This is a genomic window from Streptomyces sp. NPDC021356, assembly GCF_040641015.1.
Classification (GTDB): domain Bacteria; phylum Actinomycetota; class Actinomycetes; order Streptomycetales; family Streptomycetaceae; genus Streptomyces.
Window position 1 is genome coordinate 79,986 of record NZ_JBFACU010000011.1, and the last position, 19,667, is coordinate 99,652.

Annotated in this window: 18 protein-coding genes and 2 pseudogenes; 6 read left to right on the forward strand and 14 right to left on the reverse strand. The window is 72.5% G+C overall.

What is annotated here, in order from left to right:
- Positions 1-243: 243 nt before the first annotated feature.
- A pseudogene (locus AB0G56_RS16775) lies at positions 244-393 on the forward strand (hypothetical protein); the annotation flags it as partial.
- A gap of 97 nt (positions 394-490) precedes the next feature.
- Entirely contained in the window at positions 491-1,294 is an 804-nt protein-coding gene (locus AB0G56_RS16780; RefSeq protein WP_360969739.1) for a thiamine pyrophosphate-dependent enzyme, read from the forward strand.
- 68 nt (positions 1,295-1,362) lie between these two features.
- Here the strand turns inward: AB0G56_RS16780 and AB0G56_RS16785 are convergent, their stop codons facing one another.
- The 6 genes and pseudogenes from AB0G56_RS16785 to AB0G56_RS16810 form a co-directional block, all read right to left on the reverse strand.
- Positions 1,363-1,749 (reverse strand): hypothetical protein, encoded by a 387-nt coding sequence (locus AB0G56_RS16785; protein ID WP_360969741.1) that lies wholly within the window; start codon positions 1,747-1,749, stop codon positions 1,363-1,365.
- A 77-nt stretch (positions 1,750-1,826) separates the two neighbouring features.
- Complete coding sequence (locus AB0G56_RS16790; protein WP_360969743.1) at positions 1,827-3,194, reverse strand: cytochrome P450; 1,368 nt, start codon at positions 3,192-3,194, stop codon at positions 1,827-1,829.
- Between the two features lie 43 nt (positions 3,195-3,237).
- Positions 3,238-5,082, reverse strand: a complete 1,845-nt coding sequence (locus tag AB0G56_RS16795; protein ID WP_360969745.1) for an acyl-CoA dehydrogenase — start codon at positions 5,080-5,082, stop codon at positions 3,238-3,240.
- Positions 5,083-5,094: 12 nt separating this feature from the next.
- Positions 5,095-5,625, reverse strand: a complete 531-nt coding sequence (locus tag AB0G56_RS16800; RefSeq protein WP_360969747.1) for an EF-hand domain-containing protein — start codon at positions 5,623-5,625, stop codon at positions 5,095-5,097.
- A gap of 136 nt (positions 5,626-5,761) precedes the next feature.
- Positions 5,762-6,133 carry a DUF2255 family protein gene (locus AB0G56_RS16805; protein WP_360969749.1) on the reverse strand — a complete coding sequence of 124 codons (372 nt, stop codon included), beginning with the start codon at positions 6,131-6,133 and terminating at the stop codon, positions 5,762-5,764.
- Positions 6,130-6,985 (reverse strand): annotated as a pseudogene (locus AB0G56_RS16810) (helix-turn-helix transcriptional regulator). Before AB0G56_RS16810 ends, AB0G56_RS16805 begins: the two are co-directional and overlap by 4 nt.
- A gap of 294 nt (positions 6,986-7,279) precedes the next feature.
- Here AB0G56_RS16810 and AB0G56_RS16815 point away from each other — a divergent pair.
- Positions 7,280-8,206, forward strand: coding sequence for an alpha/beta hydrolase (locus AB0G56_RS16815; RefSeq protein WP_360969751.1), 927 nt, complete (start codon positions 7,280-7,282; stop codon positions 8,204-8,206).
- A 67-nt stretch (positions 8,207-8,273) separates the two neighbouring features.
- On the opposite strand, the gene AB0G56_RS16820 is transcribed toward AB0G56_RS16815, so the two are convergent.
- From AB0G56_RS16820 to AB0G56_RS16840, 5 genes are all read right to left on the reverse strand, one after another.
- Entirely contained in the window at positions 8,274-9,671 is a 1,398-nt protein-coding gene (locus AB0G56_RS16820) for an FAD-binding oxidoreductase (protein WP_360969753.1), read from the reverse strand.
- 273 nt (positions 9,672-9,944) lie between these two features.
- Entirely contained in the window at positions 9,945-12,188 is a 2,244-nt protein-coding gene (locus AB0G56_RS16825) for a helix-turn-helix domain-containing protein (RefSeq protein WP_360969755.1), read from the reverse strand.
- Complete coding sequence (locus tag AB0G56_RS16830; RefSeq protein WP_360969757.1) at positions 12,079-12,945, reverse strand: acyl-CoA thioesterase; 867 nt, start codon at positions 12,943-12,945, stop codon at positions 12,079-12,081. The genes AB0G56_RS16825 and AB0G56_RS16830 overlap by 110 nt, the downstream gene beginning before the upstream one ends.
- Complete coding sequence (locus tag AB0G56_RS16835) at positions 12,893-13,243, reverse strand: hypothetical protein (protein WP_360969759.1); 351 nt, start codon at positions 13,241-13,243, stop codon at positions 12,893-12,895. Before AB0G56_RS16835 ends, AB0G56_RS16830 begins: the two co-directional genes overlap by 53 nt.
- 145 nt (positions 13,244-13,388) lie before the next feature.
- Positions 13,389-13,823: a nuclear transport factor 2 family protein gene (locus AB0G56_RS16840; protein ID WP_360969760.1), complete on the reverse strand. Its 435-nt coding sequence runs from the start codon at positions 13,821-13,823 to the stop codon at positions 13,389-13,391.
- Between the two features lie 407 nt (positions 13,824-14,230).
- Between AB0G56_RS16840 and AB0G56_RS16845 the strand changes: the two genes are divergently transcribed.
- Positions 14,231-14,572: a hypothetical protein gene (locus AB0G56_RS16845; RefSeq protein WP_360969762.1), complete on the forward strand. Its 342-nt coding sequence runs from the start codon at positions 14,231-14,233 to the stop codon at positions 14,570-14,572.
- Between the two features lie 13 nt (positions 14,573-14,585).
- Here the strand turns inward: AB0G56_RS16845 and AB0G56_RS16850 are convergent, their stop codons facing one another.
- From AB0G56_RS16850 to AB0G56_RS16860, 3 genes are all read right to left on the reverse strand, one after another.
- A complete protein-coding gene (locus AB0G56_RS16850) occupies positions 14,586-14,846 on the reverse strand; it encodes a hypothetical protein (RefSeq protein WP_360969764.1) in 261 nt (86 codons plus the stop codon).
- 75 nt (positions 14,847-14,921) lie between these two features.
- Complete coding sequence (locus AB0G56_RS16855; protein WP_360969765.1) at positions 14,922-15,686, reverse strand: hypothetical protein; 765 nt, start codon at positions 15,684-15,686, stop codon at positions 14,922-14,924.
- 247 nt (positions 15,687-15,933) lie between these two features.
- Positions 15,934-16,815 carry a S41 family peptidase gene (locus AB0G56_RS16860; protein WP_360969767.1) on the reverse strand — a complete coding sequence of 294 codons (882 nt, stop codon included), beginning with the start codon at positions 16,813-16,815 and terminating at the stop codon, positions 15,934-15,936.
- Between the two features lie 395 nt (positions 16,816-17,210).
- Here AB0G56_RS16860 and AB0G56_RS16865 point away from each other — a divergent pair, with 395 nt between their 5' ends.
- Both AB0G56_RS16865 and AB0G56_RS16870 read left to right on the forward strand, forming a co-directional pair.
- The gene (locus AB0G56_RS16865; RefSeq protein WP_360969768.1) at positions 17,211-18,410 is read left to right on the forward strand and encodes an SGNH/GDSL hydrolase family protein; all 1,200 of its coding nucleotides are present in this window, start codon (positions 17,211-17,213) and stop codon (positions 18,408-18,410) included.
- A 273-nt stretch (positions 18,411-18,683) separates the two neighbouring features.
- Positions 18,684-19,655, forward strand: a complete 972-nt coding sequence (locus AB0G56_RS16870; protein ID WP_360969770.1) for an L-threonylcarbamoyladenylate synthase — start codon at positions 18,684-18,686, stop codon at positions 19,653-19,655.
- The last annotated feature ends 12 nt before the right edge of the window (positions 19,656-19,667 follow it).

Here is a 19,667-nt window from a genome sequence, read left to right on the forward strand (position 1 = left end):
CGCGAGACAGGTGTGCCTCGGCGGAAGACTGGTGGCATGAGGGGACGACAGCGAGACCACTTCGGCGGCGCCTCGTACGCACCGGCCGGTGGCCTGTCGGGGCCGGGTGATCACCCGGAGATGTCGTCGTCCACCACCATGTCTGGTCTCCTCGAAAAAGGATCAAGGTCCTCTTCAGTCTAGCAGGCCGGCCGGCGGGAGCAGGTCCTGGTCCGCCTCGTCGAGGTCCTCAAGGCGCCGGTGGTGCACACCCTGCGCGGCAAGGAGCACGTCGAGTACGACAACCCCTACGACGTCGGACTCACCGGCCTGCTCGGCTTCGCCTCCGGCTACAAGGCGATCGAGGAGGCCGACACCCTGCTCATGCTCGGCACGGACTTCCCCTACCGGCAGTTCTACCCGAAGCACGCGAAGGTCGTGCAGCTCGACGTACGCGTGCTTCGGGTAGATCGGCCGGCGCACCCACGTCGGCCTGCCCCTGGTGGGCAGTGTGCGCGACACCCTGCCCGCGCTGCTGCCGCTGCTGACCGCCAAGTCCGACCGGGACCACCTGGACCGCGCCCTGGCCCACTACACCCGCACCCGCCGCTCACTGGACGCGCTCGCGGTCAACGACCACGACCGCACCCCCATCCACCCGCAGTTCGTGGCGAGCACCCTCGACCGCCTCGCCGACGACGACGCCGTCTTCACCACCGACGTCGGCTCGCCCGCGGTCTGGGCGGCCCGCTACCTGACGTTCAACGGGCGGCGGCGCCTGCTCGGTTCGTTCAACCACGGTTCGATGGCCTGCGCGCTGCCGCACGCGGTCGGCGCCCAGGCGGCGTACCCCGGGCGGCAGGTCGTCGCGCTCGCCGGGGACGGCGGGCTCACCATGCTGCTCGGCGAACTGTTCACGCTGAGGCAGAACGGGCTGCCCGCCAAGATCGTCGTCTTCAACAACGGCTCGCTCAACTTCGTCGAGCTGGAGATGAAAGCGGCGGGTGTCGTCAACTTCGGTACGGAGCTGGACAACCCAGACCTCGCCGCGGTCGCCTCCGCGATCGGCCTGTGGGCACGGCGGGTCGAACGCCCCAGTGACCTGGAGGGCGCCCTGAAGGACGCGTTCGCGCACGACGGACCGGCCGTCGTCGAAGTCATGACGGCGCGTCAGGAACTGTCGGTGCCCCCCGCGATCACCGTGGAGCAGGCCAAGGGCTTCACCCTCTACGCCATCCGTACGATCCTGTCCGGTCGCGGCGAGGAACTGCTGGACCTGGTCTCCACCAACGTGGCCCGGCGGATCCTGCGTTAGCGCACGCCAGGAAACGCGGGCGTGGGCCGGTCCGCCCTGTCGCGGGGGGCGGGTCGGCCCACCCCCGGTCACTGCCGGCGGAAGCTGTGCGCCGGGCCGAAGGTCAGCCACGAGTGGAAGTCGCCCGCCGGCTCGGTCACCGAGGCGCCGGAGCAGTCGGTGTTCTTGTAGTAGGTCACCGGCCCGTCGGTCATGTCGAAGTCGGCGAGGACACCGAACGGCGTCGTGACGCACTGGGCGTCGACGTCCTGGTAGAGCGCCACCCTGCCGTCGAACCACTGCGTCTCGAAGACACACACGTTTCCGCTGCCCACGGTGACACACCGTTCGTCGGCCTTGTCCAGGAAGGTGGGCCCGGACGTCGCCGACGCCGTACCGGGAGTCAGTCCCAGCAGCACGGCGGCCGCTGCGGAGGCTACGGCGACGGTGACACGTCTGCGAGGGGACCTGCGCATGATTCTCTCCTCATGGGGACGGGGGACACGTGCACTGCACGCGTAGCCTGCCCATACACCGCACAGCTGTCGAGAGTTCAACTTCCTTTGGCTGAATATGTGTCTCCAGGTGTGCGCCTGCGGAGCCGGACCCGGCCGCCCCGGGCGGGGACGAGCGTCACGGAGACCAGTCGCGCGGGCTCCTGGGGGCCGGCCGGCTCGGGAACGGCCGACGCGAGGACCACCTTCAGGACGGTCTCGATCTCCAGTCGGGCCAGCGACACCCCGATGCAGCGGCGCACACCCCCACCGAACGGGGTCAGCGTGTACGGCGCCGGGTCCGCGCCCAGGTGCCGCTCCGGCCGGAACACATCCGGCTGGGGCCACAGCTCCGGATCGAGGTGGGTGAGCGGGAACAGCGCCGCGACGAACGCGTGCCGCGGCACCGGGTGGCCGCCGAGTCCGGTGTCCCGGGCCGCGGTGCGCATGGCGTTCCAGACGGCGGGGCGCAGCCGGCCGGACTCCTTGACCGTGGCCTTGAGCAGGCGCTCCGAGCCGGCGTCGAGATCGGCGATCAGGTCGTCGCGGGCGACGGGGTGGTGGGCCAGCAGGTGCAGCGTCCAGGCGATCGTCGTGGCCGTGGTCTCGTAACCGGCCAGGACGAGCCCGGTCAGCTCGTCCAGCACCTGCGCGTCGTCCAGCCCGGCCCCTTGCTCGTCGCGCGCGTCCAGCAGCAGGGACAGCACGTCGTCGCGCCGGACGCGGTCGGCGGCGGCCCGGCGGTCGGCGATCTCCTCACGGGTCAGGGCCAGCACGGCGGCCCGCAGCCGGTGGAAACGTCCGCCCGGTGAGAGCGGCCCGAGGTCGCGCCGCAGCGGTCCGGGCAGGAACAGGCACAGGAGGTTGCCGGTGGCGACGAAGGGGCCGAGGGCCTGCCGGAAGGCCGCCGTCCGGGACGGATCCGTCAGGCCGAGGACGACCCGCAGGATGACGTCGAGGGTCAGCCGCTGTGCCCAGGGCCGCACCGGTGCCCCGCCCTCGGACAGCAGCGCGGGCAGTCCGGCCCGGACGAGTTCGCGCACCCGCTCGGCCCAGACGGCGATCCGCGTGCCGTGGAACGACGGCAGCAGCAGCTTGCGGTGGCTCAGGTGCAGCGGCGGCGGCGTGCAGATCAGGGACCCGGCGCCGACCGCGGGCGCCAGCAGGGCCGCGGCGTCGCCGCCCGTGAACCGCTCGTGGTCGGTCAGCACCGCCCGGTTGGCCGCGGCGCCGGCGGCGCACACGAGGGCGCCGCGGTAGGGGAACGTACGGAGCGAGAAGACCGGCCCCAACCGCGCGCGCAGCGAACGGGCGTACCCCTCGGGGTCCGTGAGCATCCGCAGGGTCTGCACGGCCCGCGGGGCGCGGGCGGCCGGCGGGAAGCGCCGGGGGTCCCACGGCGGCTCGCGGGAGAACGCGTCGTTCATGACCGTGGTGCTCCGGGGAAGCAGGGGACGGGACATGGCACGGTCAGCCTGCCGCTGTCCGCCGCCAGGGGCCGCCCGGGTCGTCGTACGCGGCGGCGTAGCCGTCGGTGGCGATGGGGGCCTGGAGGATCGTGTCCGGAACGGCGAACGCCGCCACGAGGTCGAGCGCGTGCGGCGCCAGCTCGGCTCCGAGCCGGTCCACGGCCGGGGCGAGATCGCGGACCGCTTCGGCGGTCAGGCGGCCGTCCGCCAGCAGGACGCCCGCGTGCGCAGCGATGCGTTCCAGGGCGAACAGCCGGAACACCTGCTGGAGCAGTCCGCGTGCGAAGTCGTCGCGGACGTGCTCGGCGGCGGCCAGGAACGCCTGCGCGGCCCGCCGGGTGGCGTACGCGTCGACGAGGTCGAGGCCTGGGTTCACCGCGTGGTTCCAGCGGTCCAGCGCGCCGCCGCTCGGCCTGCCGAGGCTCTCGCGGGCCTGCCGCAGGCGGTACAGCTCGTGGTGCACGAGCAGGTCGAGCAGGAGCGAGCAGTCGGTCGACGGGGCGGCCCGCGCGGCGGGTTCGGCCGGTGGGTCGTAGCCGTGGCCGGTCAGCATGTCGGCGGCGGCCTTGGTCCAGATGACCAGGTTGTCCCCCTCGGCCGTGATCGTGCTCTCGACGGGTGTGAGCAGGTCGACCATGCGGTTGACCGACAACAGCCCCTGCGCGCCGCAGCGTTCGCGGCTTTCGAGCACGATGTCCCTGGCCTGCCAGGTGATCCAGCCCTTCGCCGCCGCGACGAGGACGTCCGCCTCGGCCGACCCGGTCTCGTCCGGGCCGGCGCCGGCGCGCGTGGCCTCGCGCAGCAGGAACGTCGCCGCGTACGCGCGGGCCACCACGCCGAGCAGCCTGGTCTGGTGGCAGCGGTAGGCGAAGAGCGGAACACCGGTCCTGCTCGCCGGTGCGAAGGTGTGCCGGCGGTGGGCGTGGCGCACGGCGACGACGAGGCTCGCCCGCGCCCCGCCCAGCGCCGCCGCGCTCAGGCAGATCTTGCCGGTGGTGACGCGCTGGATGGACCGCAGGAAGCGGCGGCGCCTGCTGCCGGTCGTGCTGCGGAAGACGCCTTCGGCGGTCAGCTCCCCGTGCCCGCCGGTCAGCAGCGCGGTCCGCGGCAGCGTCACCCGGTCGAAGGAGGTGAGGGCGTGGTCGACCGCGGAGCCGGGTGTCTGCGACAGGGGCCGCACCCGGATGCCCGGCAGCGGCCCGTCCTCGTCGCGCAGGGGCGCGAGGAACAGGAACACGCCGCAGTCCTGGTCTCGGACGATCAGCCGGGCCGCGACCAGACCGCTCTTGGGGCCGCCGAAGGGGCCGGTGTTGGGCATGAACTTCTGGGCGCCTGCCGAGGGGGTGTGCAGGACGAAGGTGTCGGTCTCCGGCCGGTGGGTCGCCGTGGTCTCCAACGCGGCGGCGTTGTTGCCGTAGCCGAGTTCGGTGATCAGTACGGTGCCGTACCGACGCAGCCGGACGAAGGGGGACAGGTCTGTCGTGCGCCGGGTGTCGAGACGCAGGAGGCTGCCCAGGAACAGGTTGTAGTGGATGGTCGCCAGGGTGGTCAGGGTGCCGTCGACGGCACCCAGCCACTCGTGCAGGGAAACGAGCCGGTCCGTCTCCGTGACCAGTTCCTCGACGGACTCGATGTCCTGGTTGAGAACGCGCAGCCGGCGGTAGGCGAGTTCGGACCGTTCCGAGGACGACAATCCGTCGCGGTAATGGAATATCTCGCGGCCCAGTATTTCCGTCCAGGGTCTGTGCAGTGCGTCGAAACGCCCCTCGAAGAGCACGTCGGTCAGCCGTCGTACGTGTGTCCCGTCGGCCGTCGTGACACTCGCCGCCACCGTGGTCGCGTCCACCACAGGGTTACCTCACAGTGCCCCGAAGAGGAGATGGCTCGTGGTGTTCGCCGGGTCGTCGTCGCGGTAGTAGCCGGTGGCGGCGGTCATCAGCTGGTCCTTCGTCAGCTGTCCGTCGGGGCCGGCCAGGCTGTCGAAGGCCGGTCCCGCGCCGTCGGCGGGGACACCGATGGCGGTGAGGACCGTGACGAAGTCCTCCCTGCCCACCCGGCCGTCGTCGTCGCGGTCGGCCAGGTGGAAGCCGGCCGCGTAGAGCGGGCCGATCAGTGTGTCGAAGTCGTCGCTCACATGGCGCAGTGCCTGACGGAACTCGTCCCTGTCGATCCGGCCGTCACCGTCGGCGTCGGCGGTCTCCCGCAGCGCCCGCCAGTAGTTCAGCATCTCGGCGGCGTAGACCTGGCCCTTCGCGGTCTGCTCCCCACCGAACGCGGTGACACACCGGCCCGCCATCAACGTGAAGTCGTCCTCGGCGATGACTCCGTCGCCGTTCGCGTCCAGTAAGGAAAACAGCCTTTCGTACTTCTGGTTCAGCAGTTCGCTCATGAAGACCTCCAGGTGTGAATTCCCTCAGTCGATCCGATGGCGAGAATACGGTCGGGCGATCGGGTGAATCCATCCCTGCGGGGATCCTCGTTCGAGTGAACGACGTAATTCCTGATTGACGTCAGGGGAAGAGGCGTCAGATCAGGTGCGTGGGTGCCGGGTGGATACGGATCGTGGCGGCGCGGGCCCCGGGGGAGGCGACGAGGGCGGCCGCGGGCGTTCCGTACGCGGTCCGGTAGGCGGCGTCGATCTCGGCGGCGGCCCCGGCTGCGCCCGTCTCCAGCAGGACCTCGCGGGCGACCGTCCCCACCCGGATCCGCCCCCGGCCGTGTTCCCGTGCCGCCTGGTACCAGCGGGAGCGGACTCCCCGGTAGGCGCGGACGTAGAGGGCGCCGTGGACCACCACCATGCCGATCTCGACCCCGTCCCGGTCACCGTCCCCGGCGGTCAGGACGAGGGAGTCGTGCGCTGCGAGCAGGGCGAGGTCTTCGGGGCTCCAGGTGTTCACCGGGTCGGGCTCTCCGTTCTGCCGGTGTCCGGCTGCCGGGCGTTCCACGAGGTGAGGATCCGCAGTGCGTCGTGTGAGGGGGTGCCGCATCCGGCGGTCAGGACCATGAGGCGCTGTCCGGAGCCGTCGGGCGCGGTCCAGGTGCCGCAGCCGAGGGTCAGGTCGACCACCACAGGGTGGCGGTAGTGCTTGGTGCCGTGCCCGGCGCCGCTGACCTGGTGCTCGGCCCACCAGGTGCGGAAGTCGTGGTCCCGACCGACAGTTCGCCCACGAGGCGGGCGAGCGCGGGGTCGTCTGGATCGGCCGCGGCTTCCCTGCGCAGGGCGGCTACGGCATCGCGGGCGTCGTGGGTCCATCGCCGGTGCATGTCCCGGATCACCGGGTCGGTGAACAGCAGCCGCACGTAGTTGCGGCGGGCGGCCGGCACCGACGCGAAGCCGGTGTAGAGGGCCGCGGCGGCGGAGTTCCGGGCCAGCACGTCCAGCCGCCTGCCGAGGACCATCCCCGGCACGTGCGTGAGCTGGGCCAGCAGGCGGCCGGGGGCGGGACGCACGTGCTGCACGGGCCGGCGGCGGGGCCCGGCGTCGCCCCGGCCGGCGAGTTCGTACAGGTACCTCGTCTCGTCCTCGTCCAGGCGCAGGGCGCGTACCAGGGTGGCGAGCACGGAGGCGGACGCCCGGACGCGGCCCTGTTCCAGCCGTGTGTAGTAGCCGACGCTGATGGCGGCCAGGTGGGCGACCTCTTCAGGGCGCGGCCCCGCGACCCTCCGGGCAGGCCGCAGTCCTGCGGGGCGAGTTGTGACCGGCGTGCTCTGAGGAAGGCCCCGAGAGCGGGGCCGGGTGACGCATGCATGTCTCCCAGTGTCCCGCCGTCGGCTCCGCGGTTGCACACGTGTGGGGGGGAAGGTTTCTTCCCAGGCAGGAACCTGCCTCTTGTCCCCCCGGTGAACGGGGTGTGACCGTGGAAACGTCCTCCCCGGCACGGCGGAGGCCGGGCTCCTTCCGAGGCGTCCGACGAGTGGACCGCACCGTCATGTGACTGATGCGCGGCCCGTGTCCGCCGTGAACTGTGGACGGAAGGCATGGACCCGTCGTCCGGGGACCCGCTCCGGCAAGCACGCCACAGACAGTTGACAAGGAGATTTCCATGGCCAGGACCAGCGTCACCTTCGACAGCGCCGGCATCACGATCGCCGCCCACCTCTACACCCCCGACACCTCGGTACCGGGTCCGCGTCCGGCACTCGTGGTCGGCCACCCCGGCACCGGCGTGAAGGAGCAGACCTCAGGCACCTACGCGCAGCTGATGGCCGAGCGCGGGTTCGTCACCCTCGCCTTCGACGCCGCCCACCAGGGCGAGTCCGGCGGTCTGCCGCGCGGACTGGAGGACCCCGCCCAGCGGGTGGAGGACTTCAAGGCCGCCGTCTCCTTCCTCACCGCCCGCGAGGAGGCCGACGCCGACCGGATCGGCCTGCTCGGCATCTGCGCCTCCGGCGGCTACTCACTGGCCGCCGCCGGCGGCGACCACCGGGTCGGGGCGGTGGCCACCGTCAGCACCGCCGAACCCGCCCGCCAGTTCCGCTACGGCGCGGAGGGCTCCCAGGACCCGGCCGTCTTCCGCTCGCTCCTCGACGCCGCCGCCCAGGCCCGTACCCGGGCCGCCCGCGGCGAGGACCCGGGTGTGATGACCATGTTCCCCGAGACCGCCGAACAGGCCGCCGCACTCGGCGGTGAGCACGGCGTGGAGGGCTTCGAGTACTACTGCACCTCCCGGGGCGAGCACGAGCGGTCCGCCAAGTTCCTCGCCTGGGAGAGCATCGACAAGATGGCCTCGAGCGACGCCTTCCACGCCGTCCCCCTGATCGGCCCCCGCCCGATCCTCCAGATCATCGGCGAACGGGCCGTCACCGCCTGGATGGCCGTCGAGGCCCACCGCCGGGCCACCGGCCCCGCGGAACTCCACCGCGTCGAGGGAGCCAGCCACGTCGACCTCTACGACAAGAAGGAGTACATCGACCCGGCCGTCGACAAGCTCGCCGTCTTCTTCACCGGCCACCTCGCCGCCACCGACTGAGGTTGGCGCCACCCGTACCGAGGCGGTGGCTCCGTCCTGTGGCCGGGCCGCCCGATCGCGCGCGGCCTCACGGGGCCGCGGGCGGGATGTTCTGGTTGGCGTGGAAGAAGTTGCCGGGATCGTAGGTGCGCTTGACCTCGGCCAACCGGTCGTAGTGGCCGCGGTAGGTCCCCCGTACCCGGTCGGTGCTCTCCTGTTCCCCCAGGAAGTTGATGTAGGCGCCGCCCATGGAGTGGGGGTGCAGGGCGGTCCAGTAGTCCACGCACCACCGGCGGATCAGCTCGGCGTTCGCCGGCTCGGGGTCGATGCCGGCGATCACACCCGACCACATGGCGTCCCGGTAGGCCCAGGCGGTGTCGTCGGCACCGGGGCGGCGGGCCGCACCGTCGACCGGGTACAGGTGCATCGTGGACAGGCCGGTGGGCAGCGCCCGGCCGTACTTCTCGTGGACGGCGACGGCGTCGTCGGAGATGGTGTCGAAGAAGTCACCGCGCCAGTACCACTGCAACCCCTTGGGGAGCAGCCCGTCGAACATGGTCTGCAGGGCGGGGTAGGGCATCGGGGTGGTGAAGTGGAAGGCGGGCGGCCCGGGGGTGTTCACTTCCCTGAGCGCGTCCTCCAGGCGGTCCTGTCCCGGATCACCGGTGTGGCACCACACCACTCCGCACATCTTCCGGCCGTGCAGTGGCTCGGGGAAGGGCGGAGCGGGCGGTACGGTCAGCAGGACGAAGAAGCCGTTGAGGTCCTCGGGCGCGGCGGGCAGGAACTGCCGGTACCAGCGCAGCACTTCCCCGACGCGCTCGACGGGCCAGAACGTCACCGCGACGCCGACGGTGTCCACCGGGTGCAGCCGGAAGGTGAACGAGGTGACCACGCCGAAATTGCCGCCGCCGCCCCGCAGGGCCCAGAACAGGTCCGGGTGGTCGTCCGGGGAGGCGGTGAGGAACGTGCCGTCGGCGCGGACGACGTCGGCGGACAGCAGGTTGTCGATCGTCAGGCCGTACCTGCGGGTCAGATGTCCGTGCCCGCCGCCCAGCGTGAGTCCGCCCACCCCGGTGGTCGACATGATCCCGGTCGGCGTGGCCAGACCGAAGGTGTGCGCCGCGTGGTCGAGATCGCCCAGCCGGCTCCCGCCGCCCACGCGCGCGGTCCTGGCCTCGGGATCGACGTGCACCCAGCGCATCGGCGTCAGGTCGAGCGTCAGCCCGCCGTCGACCAGGCACAGCCCCGGCCCGCTGTGTCCGGCCCCGCGCACCGCCGGCTCCACCCCGGTGTCCCGGGCGAAGGACAGCACGGTCCGCACGTCCGCCACGTCGACGCACCCGGCGATCGCGGCCGGCCGCCGGTCGATCATGGCGTTGTAGATGCCGCGGGCCTCGTCGTACCCCGGGTCTCCCGGAGCGAGGACGGGTCCTCGCAGTGCCGTACGCAGACTCTCCAGAGCCTGCCCGTCGAAGCCGTCCATGGCCGCACACTCCTGCCTGCGCGCGTGGTGCGCGGACGGACGTGTGCGCGACGTCCAGGCAGGCCGCGGGGGCGTGAGACGCGGATCCGTACGCGCCTGTGCTGACGGTCGGCGGGGTGCGCGAAACCAACCCCACCAGCAGCATTGTCCGCCCGTCGACCGCGGCCCGCACGCCGGCCGCGGGGCGCTGCCCCACGGACGGACTCGCCGGACGGACTCGCCGGACGTTCCGGACCCTCGCCCGTGCGCCGGCAGTGTCAGCGTGCAGGCACGTCACCGTGCCGGCACGTCACCGCGGTTCGCCGCCGATGTCCGTGCCTTGGCGCGCATCTCGTCGGCCTGCGGACTGCCGGTCGCGCCCAGCAGGTCGGCGGCCCGGTCCCAGTGCGCGCGGGCCTGGTCGGCGTCGCCCCTCTCCAGGTGGGCGGCGGCGAGCCGGTCCAGCACCTCCACCTGACCGTAGGTGTCCAGCACCTCCTCCCGGGCCCTCCCGTAGTCCGCCACGGCGGTGTCGAGGTCGCCCAGGTGCCGGCGGGCGTAGGCGATGCTGTCCCAGGTCGCCGCCTCGTTGCGGCGGTTCCCGTTCCTCCGGAGGATGGGGAGCGCCTCCTCGCACATGGCGATGGCCTCCCGGTACTCGCCGAGCAGGGCGAGGTACCAGCCGACCGCGTTCAGCTCGCGCGCCACATGGCTGGGCTGGTCGAGCGTGCGGTACAGGTCCAGGGCGCTGCGCGCGTGGTCCACGGCCTCGGAGAGGCGTCCCTGGCTGCCGCACACCCAGGCGACGCACCGCTCCGTGCTGGCCCGCTCGGCCGGGGCCAGCCGGGGCAGCTGGGCGAGCATCAGCTCGACCGTCTCGTCGGCCGCCAGGACCTGGCCCGTCTCGGTCAGCGCACGCGCCAGCATCCCGCAGTTGCGTGCGATGGCGACCGGATCCCGCAGCACCAGGGCCGCGTCGAGACTGATGCGCTGGACCGAGATCTCCTCGTCCCAACGCCCCATGATCGCGAAATAACCCTCCCAGTCCGCGGTGAGACGGGTACGGGAGGCCAGCAGACCCGGGTCGGCCAGGGCGGCCACGGCGGCCGTGACGGCGGACTCCACCTGGCGGAACCAGTCCAGCGCCTCCGCGTGGGTGTCGATCGCGACCCGGGCCACTCCCTCGGCCGGCCCCTCCGCGAGCGCGGTGCCCAGCCGCGTGGAGAGGGCGCCGCTGGCCGCGTGCGCGTTGTGGCGCAGGTAGTCCAGCAGCCGCGTCAGGGCGGCGAGGCGGTCGTCCCCCGCATGGTCGACGAGTTCGGCGCCGTAGGCACGGACCAGGTCGTGCAGGACGTAGCGGCCCGCCGCGTCCCGGGACAGCAGGCTGGCCGCGGTCAGTTCCCTCAGGTGGCGGCGGGCGTGGAGCATCTCCACGCCCGCGAGGGAGGCGGCGGCCTCGGCCGACACGGCCGGACCCGGGTGGAGCGCCAGATGCCGGAAGAACCGCGCGGTGGGCGCCCCGAGCGCCCGGTACGACCAGGAGAAGACGGCGCGCACGTCCGTCCGCCGTTCGTCGGCCTCCAGGGCGTCGAGCCGGGCCTCCGCCAGTTCACCGGCGGCCCGGCGCAGGAGCATCCGGGGTGCCGCACTCAGCTGCGCGCCGACGACGGCGACCGCCAGCGGCAGACACCCGCACAGCCGGACCAGCTCGGCGGTGGCCTCCGGCTCCGCCCGGCACCGCTCCTCGCCGATCCTGGCGGCCAGCGCGGTGACGGCCTCCGCCTCGGTCCACACGTCGAGGCCGATCAGGGAGGCCGCGTCGGTAGCGGCGAGGCCGGAGAGCCGATTGCGCGAGGTGATGACGGTCAGGCATCCCGCCGAGGCGGGCAGCAACGGCCTGACCTGCTCGGCGTCGCGTGCGTTGTCCAGCAGCACGATCAACCGCAGGGCGGCGACCCGCTCCCGGAACAGCGCGGAACGCTGCTCGGTGCCCGTCGGCAGCTCGTCGCTGGCCACGCCGAGCGCGCTCAGGAAGCCGCCGAGGGCCTCGCCGGGATCCAGGGGCCCGCCCGCGTCCTCGAAGCCGCGCAGGTTCACATAGAGCTGGCCGTCCGGGAATCGGTCCGCCACCTGGTGCGCCCAGTGCACGGCCGGCGTGGTCTTGCCCACGCCGGCCAGGCCCCCGACCGCGGCGATGACGACGCACCCTCCCCGCTCGGCGACCTGCGCCGTGAGGGCACGAGCGGTCGTCAGTGCCTCGTCGCGGCCCCGGAACACGGCGAGGTCGGGCGGCAGTTGCCGGGGCACGTCCCGGGTGTTGCGCGCGGACGCCCGGACCAGACGCCGCCGTGTCTCCTCGTCCGGTTCCAGGGCGTCCATCAGCTCGACGAGGGTCCCCTGCCGCGGGAGGCTGCGGCCCCGCTCCATGTCACTGATGGCGCGCACGCTCACACCTGAGGCCGCGGCCAGCCCCTCCAGCGTCAGCAGCGACCGCTGCCGCGCCGCACGCAGCAACCCACCGAACGTGTTCTCGTCCATCCCACCCCGCCGGATACGCACAGGAGTGTGTGCAGCAAAAAGCCGGTACCGCCGCCTCGGACACGGCCGGCCCGGCCGGTTGTGGATCGAACAGTAAAGCAAGGGGACGCTCCACGTGACACCGGGCAGGGTCCCGCGAGCCTCCCGCCCGTACGCGGCGGGGCAGGGCGCGGCGGGACCGGGGGAGGGGGGTGCCGGCACCGGCACCGGCACGGTGACCTCGCCACAGGACCTCACACTCCTCGGAGCGGGCGGCCTCGAAGACGGCCCGCAGGCCTGCGGGCGGTGCCCTGATCTTCCGTGCGCGGACGTCGATCCAGGCGCCGAGCGAATGGACGACGGCGGCCTCCTCGCCGTCCTCGCGGAACACGGTCCGGCGCACCCGCCACCGCGACCTGCCCTCGGTCAGCCCCACCACCTCGCAGGAGACCTCGACCTGCTCGGCGAGGAAGACCTCACGGCGGTACCGGACCTCCTCACCCAGCAGAACGGCGGCGAACCCCTCCTTCTGCAGCGCCCGGACGTCCCACCCCGACACCACCAGGAAGCCGAGCCGGGCCGTGCTCGCGTACTCCAGGTACCTGGTGCTGCGCAGGTGGCCGTCGAGGTCGACGTCGTCCCAGCGGACTTCGAGGCATTTCCTGAAAACAATGCCCCTCGGACGGTCCGGCCCCACCGGGCAGGATCCGTTCGAGGGGCGGCCCCTAGTCTCCCTGGGACCACGCGGCCGTGGGCAGGGACAAGTAGACGCCGACATCGTCGAGTCCGGTCGCGGCGCTGATGGCCTGGTGGAGTGCGTCCACCCGTTCCTGGCGGTCGGTGGCCCTGCTCTCGAACCACTTGGACTTCACCTCGATCACCACGTCCAGGCCACTGCGGTCCAATGGACCCAGCTTCCGGAAACGGATCTCGACGTCGCCAGGCTGCAGGTTCCCGTCGTACGGTTCCTCGGGACACTCCACGGCCTTGGACACCAGGTGCGGCAGCACCTCACCCAGTTCGCGGAGCTTCGACTCGGCGACAGCCGGAGCATGAGTGACTTCCACAAGAGGCATCCGACCACTGTAGGACGGGGGCGGCTCATGAAGCGTGCCGGAATGGACCGCGGCCGCACCCGCACCGGGAGGACCGGGCACCACCGAGGGCCCCTCAGCCGGCCGTACCCAGCGCCGGACGCCGTACACGCGGTTGGTGGGGGTCTCAGGCGCGCAGGTGGCGGCTCACGTCGCCCACCAGATGGATCCGGACCCGCCTCTCCGTGAACCGCCACGTGCCGTCGCGGCGCTCGAAGCGGTCGTTGTAGCGTCCCGCGGCCACGGGCTGGAGCGGCAGATCGGGCAGGCACTGGAAGACGGTCACACAGGCGCGCGCGTCGGCGGTACCGGCTTCGTCGTCGACCTCGATGGCGAGGTTGCTCGTGGCGTGATGGGTGCGCGGCGTGCCGTCCTCGTAGAGGATCACCGAGTCCCGGAGCATCTGCTCCACGGCCGCACGGCCCCGCACCGGCGCGCCGCTCCCGATGAACACGCCCTCGGCGAACAACTCCCCGACCCCCGCGAAGTCTCCGGTGTCTACCAGCTCCGCGTACCGGGCGATGAGGTTCGCGACGGACTGTGCGTCTGTGGTGGTCTTCATACATGTGAGGATACGAGACCGGTGGCGCGCGCGGCTCGGAGGTGTGACGACCCCGCTCACATGTGTCATGCGGTGGCGAACCAGGGACCGCCGCGAGAGCGGGCTTACGGAATGCGACACGGCGATTGCCCGTAGAGAAACGCGAGAAACGGGCAATCGCCGTTTTCGTCGCCGGATCAGCCGGAATTCCGCGCTACGAGCGCTCGTGCATTCCGTGAGTCCCGGTCAGTAGTTCTTGTGCCACTCGTTCGCCGTACCGTTCCCGCCGCCGGCGCAGTGGAAGTACGTGCTCGTGACGAGGGGGCCGGGTCGCGGCCGGGTGCCGGGCTTGGTCCACACTGCGGTGACGTCCCGTCGGTCGCCGTGCGCGGTGACCGGGTCCCGCCGTCTCGTCCCCTGGGGGTCCAGTGAAGTACAGAGCCGCTCTCCTCGCGTTCTTCCTCCTGCCCGTGCTCTGGGGACTCGCGAATCTCGCGGGTGCCCTCACGGCTTCCGCGGAAGTCGTGTGCCCGGGGGAGAACGTGCGCGACGGGGAGGAACACCCCGGCCCCATGCGGCCCGGGGACAGCGAGTGCTCGGTGCTGGAGGGATCCCTCGCGGTGGCGAGCCGGACGTACGAGGAACAGCGGCACTACCAGTCCCTGCAGCGGCGCCGGGACGCCAGGAACGGTGGCCTGCTCATGGCGTACGGTACCGTCGGCGCGCTGCTGGCCTGGCGCGCCACCCGGCCCGGAGCGGCCGGCGCCTGAACCCGGAACCCGGCTACGAACGGACCGCGAGGATCCACCGGTTGGCGGCCACCGCATCGTCCCGCACACGCCGCAGACCGTCGCCGTACCGGCCCGTGAAGTCGAACGGCGTGTGGACGGTGGTGCTCCAGCCCCGGTCGCCGAGGTCGGCGACGGAGTCCGGGCGGGGCTCCGTGCTGAACAGGGCGAGCAGGTCGATGCCGAGCCGCTCCCGGACCGCCGCGTAGACCGGAAAGTCGCGCTGCGCCGCCGGATCCACCCCGGTCCTGGCCACCGCCAAACGGACAGGTCTGCTCCGCCCGGGCTTCTGAACCCGCCCTCCGAACCCGCCGGTCCCCGGCGGCGCGCGTCAGGGGGCGACGGCGCCGTCGGCCGCGTCGGGGGTGCGCAGCAGGCGCAGGAAGGCCTTGACCCCCGCGATGATCTCCTGGTTGTCGGTGAGGCGGTTCACCGTGGATTCGAACTCCCTGCCCAGCGCGGCGATCCTGCGGTCGGTCCCCTCCGCCCGTTCGTGCGTGCTCATGGCCAGGGCGTCCATGGTGCGGCGCAGTTCGGCGAGGGCCCGGTACTGTTCCTCCGCCTTCTCCTCCAGGGCCCGTGTCCCGGCCTCGGCCTGGTTCAGGCGGGTGTGCAGCTCGACGACGTCGTCGCGGGGATACGTGACGTCCGTGAGGAGGGTGCCAAGACGCCGCCGGAGCTGGCGGAAGTAGGCTCCGGCCGGCCGGAAGAAGGTGCTGAGCAGGAAGAACGCGGCGAACCAGTAGCCGGTGAACTCGCCGGTGGCCCAGGTGGCCGCGAGCACCACGGCCGCGGTCAGCACGTGGCCCGCGACGGCCGCCCGGAGCATGACGCGGGCGATGCGCGCGGCCTCGGCGTCGCGGGCCCGGGACACGTCCATGCCTTTCTCGCGGCTCACCGCGATCTCGGCGAGCACCGTGTGCGCGCGGAAGTACAGGTTCCAGGGGAGCGTGAGCAGGAGCAGCAGCCACAGCAGGCTCACCATGCCCGCGCCGACGGCGAGCACCACCGCGAGCGGCGCCCCCGCCGCGTAGGCGAAGACCAGTGCCGCGACCGCGGCCACGGCGACCGCCGCCGCCCCGAGAAATCTGCCCATGCCCCGTCTCCCTCCCGTACGCCGACCCACCCATCGTCCCCGGCCCGGTGCGGGCGGGCATGAGTAGGCGTACTCAGAGAGGCGGGCGGTGCGGTGACCTACCGTCAGCCAACGGTCCCTCTGTGACCCGTGCGGCCTCCTGTGACCCGTGCGGCCTCCTGTGATCCGTGCGGCCTCCTGTGATCCGTGCGGCCTCCTGTGATCCGTGCGGCCCGTGTCGCCCGTCTGGCGTGCACGGCCAGTACGGTCACTTTCGCCGGCAGGCGGCCTGCTCGAGCAGCCAGTTCCGGGCCGCGTCCAGTACGGCGTCCTGGTGGCGGGCCACCGGGCGGGGGTCCTTGACGACTTCCTCGTCCGGCGCGATCGGGGCGTCGTAGGTGCGGCCCGTGCGGTCCGCGTCCTTGGCTTCCGTGAGGATGAGCACGGCTCCGTCGGAGAGGCGGTTCGTCACGTTTCCCGTCGGGAGCCCGCGGGTCGGTTCGCCGAAGGACCGGGTGTCCGGGCGTCCGCGGAACGCCACCGCGACCGCTTCACCGGCGCTCGACGTCTGGTTGCCGGTCAGGACGGCGACCGGCGGCCTGCCGGTGCCGAGGGGCCGGCCGGCGCCCCAGCCCTGCGCCGCGCCGGCCAGGTACGGGGCGCCGTTCCTGACCGACCACACGGATTTCCGGCCGTCGGCGTCCACGGACATGCCCACCGTGCCGTCGCCCAGGATCGGCCCGGCCACGGCGAGCACCGGCCACATGCCGCCGCCGGTCTCCTGCCTCAGGTCCACCACCCACCCGCAGGCCTCCGCCCCGCCCGCCTCCGCCACGGCGTCCCGGCCCTGCCGTACGTACGCGTCGTACGTCTTCTGGGAACCGTCCACCGCGGTCAGCGCGAGGTACCCGACGCCGTTCTTCAGGGAGCGTCCCTGCGGCGGTTCGAAAGGGGCGGTCGTCGCCCCCAGGGTCTGCTCGGCCTGCTCCGGGTCCCAGAAGGTGCTGTGCCGGTCGCCCAGGGTCACAAGCGCCGACTCGATCGCCCGGTAGGTGTCCGCCGGCTTCCGCGCCCCGCGAGCCTGAGAGAACGTCCTGCTCCGCACGTCGGCCCAGTCGATCTGGTGACGGCGCAACGAGTGTTCTTCCATGATGTCCAGCGCCTTCGACAAGTACTTCCGCGCCGCGGGCGCCATGTCGTCGCGGGACGCGTCCCGCCCACCGGACGCGCACCCCGCCGCCGCCACGAGAAACCCCGCCAGCGCGGCACAGGCCGCCGCACGCGGTGAACGCTCCCGCCCCATCGTTCCCCCTCACGTCGTGGGACGACCCTGACCCTCGCCGGTCCGGGCCCCGCGTGTGCCCAGGGCACCTCGGACCGGCCCGTGCGATGCCGATGGCATTTGCCTAAAGATATTAGGCAAATGCATAATGGCTGTCGCCAGTGGGTCAAGACCCGCCGGCGCCGGCGCGCCACGACCATCAGGGCACCCGGAGCATCCACGCATCCGGACAACCCGCGCATCCCGATCAAGAGGCTGGGACCATGAGCACCGAACACGACTGGATCACCACACCGGTCACCGCGGACCTCCTGCGCGGTTGCCTCGACCTGGAACCGACCGCGCGCGGCCTGCTGCCCCACCGGCTGCCCGCCCGCGCGCGCCGGCAGATCCCGGACACCCAACTGACCGTGGCCGAGGCGCAGCCCTCCGGCGTGCGCCTGGCCTTCCGTACCCGGGCCACCGCCATCGAACTCGACACGCTGCCCACCAAGCGCGTCTACCAGGGCTTCCCCGCCCCCGCCGACGGCGTGTACGACCTGCTGGTCGACGGCCGTCTCGCCGCCCGGACCACGGTGCCGGGCGGCAACACCCGCGTGATCACCGACATGGTGGCCCAGACCTCCGAACTGCGGGAGGGACCGGCCGGCACCGCCCGTTTCACCGATCTGCCGGCGGGTGAGAAGGACATCGAGATCTGGCTCCCGCACGCGGAGGTCACCGAGCTGATCGCCCTGCGCACCGACGCCCCCGTCGAGCCCGCGCCGGACAGGGGGCGCAGGGTGTGGCTGCATCACGGCAGTTCCATCAGCCACGGCTCGAATGCTGCCCACCCGACGGCGATCTGGCCCGCTCTGGCCGCGGTCCGCGGCGGAGTGGAACTGGTCAACCTGGGCTTCAGCGGCGGCGCGCTGCTCGACCCTTTCACCGCCCGTGCGATGCGGGACACGCCCGCCGACCTGATCAGCCTGAAGATCGGCATCAATGTCGTCAACGCGGACGTGATGCGCCTGCGCGCCTTCGGCCCCGCCGTCCACGGCTTCCTCGACACCATCCGTGAGGGCCACCCGGCCACCCCGCTGCTGGTCGTCTCGCCGATCCTGTGTCCCGTGCAGGAGGACACCCCGGGCCCCCTCGCCCCCGACCTCGCCGACGGCACCCTGCGGTTCAAGGCCACCGGCGACCCCGCCGAACGTGCCGCCGGACGCCTGACGCTCACGGTCATCCGCGACGAACTCGCCCGGATCGTCGGACAGCGGGCGGTCGACGACCCGAACCTGCACCACCTCGACGGCCGTGACCTCTACGGCGAGCAGGACTACGCCGAGTTCCCGCTGCCCGACGAGGTGCACCCCGACCCCGCGGGGCACCGCCGCATCGGCGAGAACTTCGCGCGGCGCGTGTTCGGCGACGGCGGCCCCTTCGCCACCGGTCGGGGTGAGGCGAACCACTCCCTGGGGTGACCAGGGGTGACAACGGTGACCAGGGTGACCAGGGGTGATGAGACGGGTTTGAAGCCCGGCGGGGTGGCTGGAGTACCGTGCCATCGGCCTCGGTCCGTCGTCAGTCGTCGTGCGTCAGTCGTCGCGTCAGCCGTCGTGCGTCAGCTGTCGTGCGTCAGCTGTCGTGCGTCAGTCGTCATGCGCGTTCGTGATGCGCCTGTCGTACCGGGGCCCCGGTATGGAGCGCGGAAGCACGGACGTGGCCAAGCGCGGATCAGTGAGAGGATCGTGAGCGTGGCGGCAAGCAGCAGTGACATCGAGAAGGCGGCCGGGGTGCTGCGTGCCGGAGGCCTGGTGGCCTTCCCGACCGAGACCGTCTACGGCCTGGGCGCCAACGCCGAGGACCCCGCCGCCGTCGCGCGCACCTTCCAGGCCAAGGGGCGCCCGCCCACCCATCCGCTGATCGTCCACATCGGCGGCGCGCAGCACCTGGACGACTGGGTCGAGGACGTACCCGGGACCGCGCGCCTGCTGGCCGAGCGCTTCTGGCCGGGGCCGCTCACCCTGGTCCTGCGGCGCAGCCGACGGGTGCCGCTCGAAGCGACCGGCGGCCTGGAGACGGTGGCCGTGCGCGTCCCCGACCACCCGGTCGCTGGCGCGCTGCTGTCGGCCTTCGGCGGCGGCGTGACGGCCCCCTCCGCCAACCGCTTCGGCTCCGTCAGCCCCACCACGGCCGACCACGTCCGTACGGAACTCGGCGACGCCGTCGACTTCGTGCTGGACGGCGGCTCCTGCGCGGTCGGCGTCGAGTCGACCATCGTCGACGTCACGGGCGACACCCCGAGCGTCCTGAGGCCCGGCGGGGTGACGCGCGAGGACCTCGAAGCGGTGCTGGGCCGGCCCGTCACCGTCCCGTCGGCCAGTCGTGTCCGGGTACCCGGTCAGCACCCGTCGCACTACGCGCCGCGCGCCAGGGTCGTCCTCGTCGAACCCGGGAACGTCCTCGCCGAGGCGGAGGCCGCGCGGGAACAGGGGCACCAGGTGGGCGTCTTCCTGCCCCCCTCCTTCGCCGACGCCTCGGTGAAGGCCCACGCGGTGGTGGCGGTCCCCGGTTCGGCGGCCGCCTACGCGCGCGGGCTCTACGGTTTCCTGCGCGAACTCGACCACCGGGGCTGCGACCTGATCATCGCGTCCCTGCCGGTGGAGGAGGGGCTGGGACTCGCGATCGCCAACCGGCTGCGCCGCGCCGCCGGCCCCCGCGCCTGAGGGCCTGACCAG

Coding starts and splice junctions, on each gene's coding strand:
- AB0G56_RS16855 (WP_360969765.1), bottom strand. CDS start 15,686: ATGGGCAGATTTCTCGGGGCGGCGGCGGTCGCCGTGGCCGCGGTCGCG.
- AB0G56_RS16825 (WP_360969755.1), bottom strand. CDS start 12,188: ATGGACGAGAACACGTTCGGTGGGTTGCTGCGTGCGGCGCGGCAGCGG.
- AB0G56_RS16830 (WP_360969757.1), bottom strand. CDS start 12,945: ATGTCGGCGTCTACTTGTCCCTGCCCACGGCCGCGTGGTCCCAGGGAG.
- AB0G56_RS16860 (WP_360969767.1), bottom strand. CDS start 16,815: ATGGAAGAACACTCGTTGCGCCGTCACCAGATCGACTGGGCCGACGTG.
- AB0G56_RS16785 (WP_360969741.1), bottom strand. CDS start 1,749: ATGCGCAGGTCCCCTCGCAGACGTGTCACCGTCGCCGTAGCCTCCGCA.
- AB0G56_RS16800 (WP_360969747.1), bottom strand. CDS start 5,625: ATGAGCGAACTGCTGAACCAGAAGTACGAAAGGCTGTTTTCCTTACTG.
- AB0G56_RS16815 (WP_360969751.1), top strand. CDS start 7,280: ATGGCCAGGACCAGCGTCACCTTCGACAGCGCCGGCATCACGATCGCC.
- AB0G56_RS16835 (WP_360969759.1), bottom strand. CDS start 13,243: ATGCCTCTTGTGGAAGTCACTCATGCTCCGGCTGTCGCCGAGTCGAAG.
- AB0G56_RS16840 (WP_360969760.1), bottom strand. CDS start 13,823: ATGAAGACCACCACAGACGCACAGTCCGTCGCGAACCTCATCGCCCGG.
- AB0G56_RS16820 (WP_360969753.1), bottom strand. CDS start 9,671: ATGGACGGCTTCGACGGGCAGGCTCTGGAGAGTCTGCGTACGGCACTG.
- AB0G56_RS16790 (WP_360969743.1), bottom strand. CDS start 3,194: ATGAACGACGCGTTCTCCCGCGAGCCGCCGTGGGACCCCCGGCGCTTC.
- AB0G56_RS16865 (WP_360969768.1), top strand. CDS start 17,211: ATGAGCACCGAACACGACTGGATCACCACACCGGTCACCGCGGACCTC.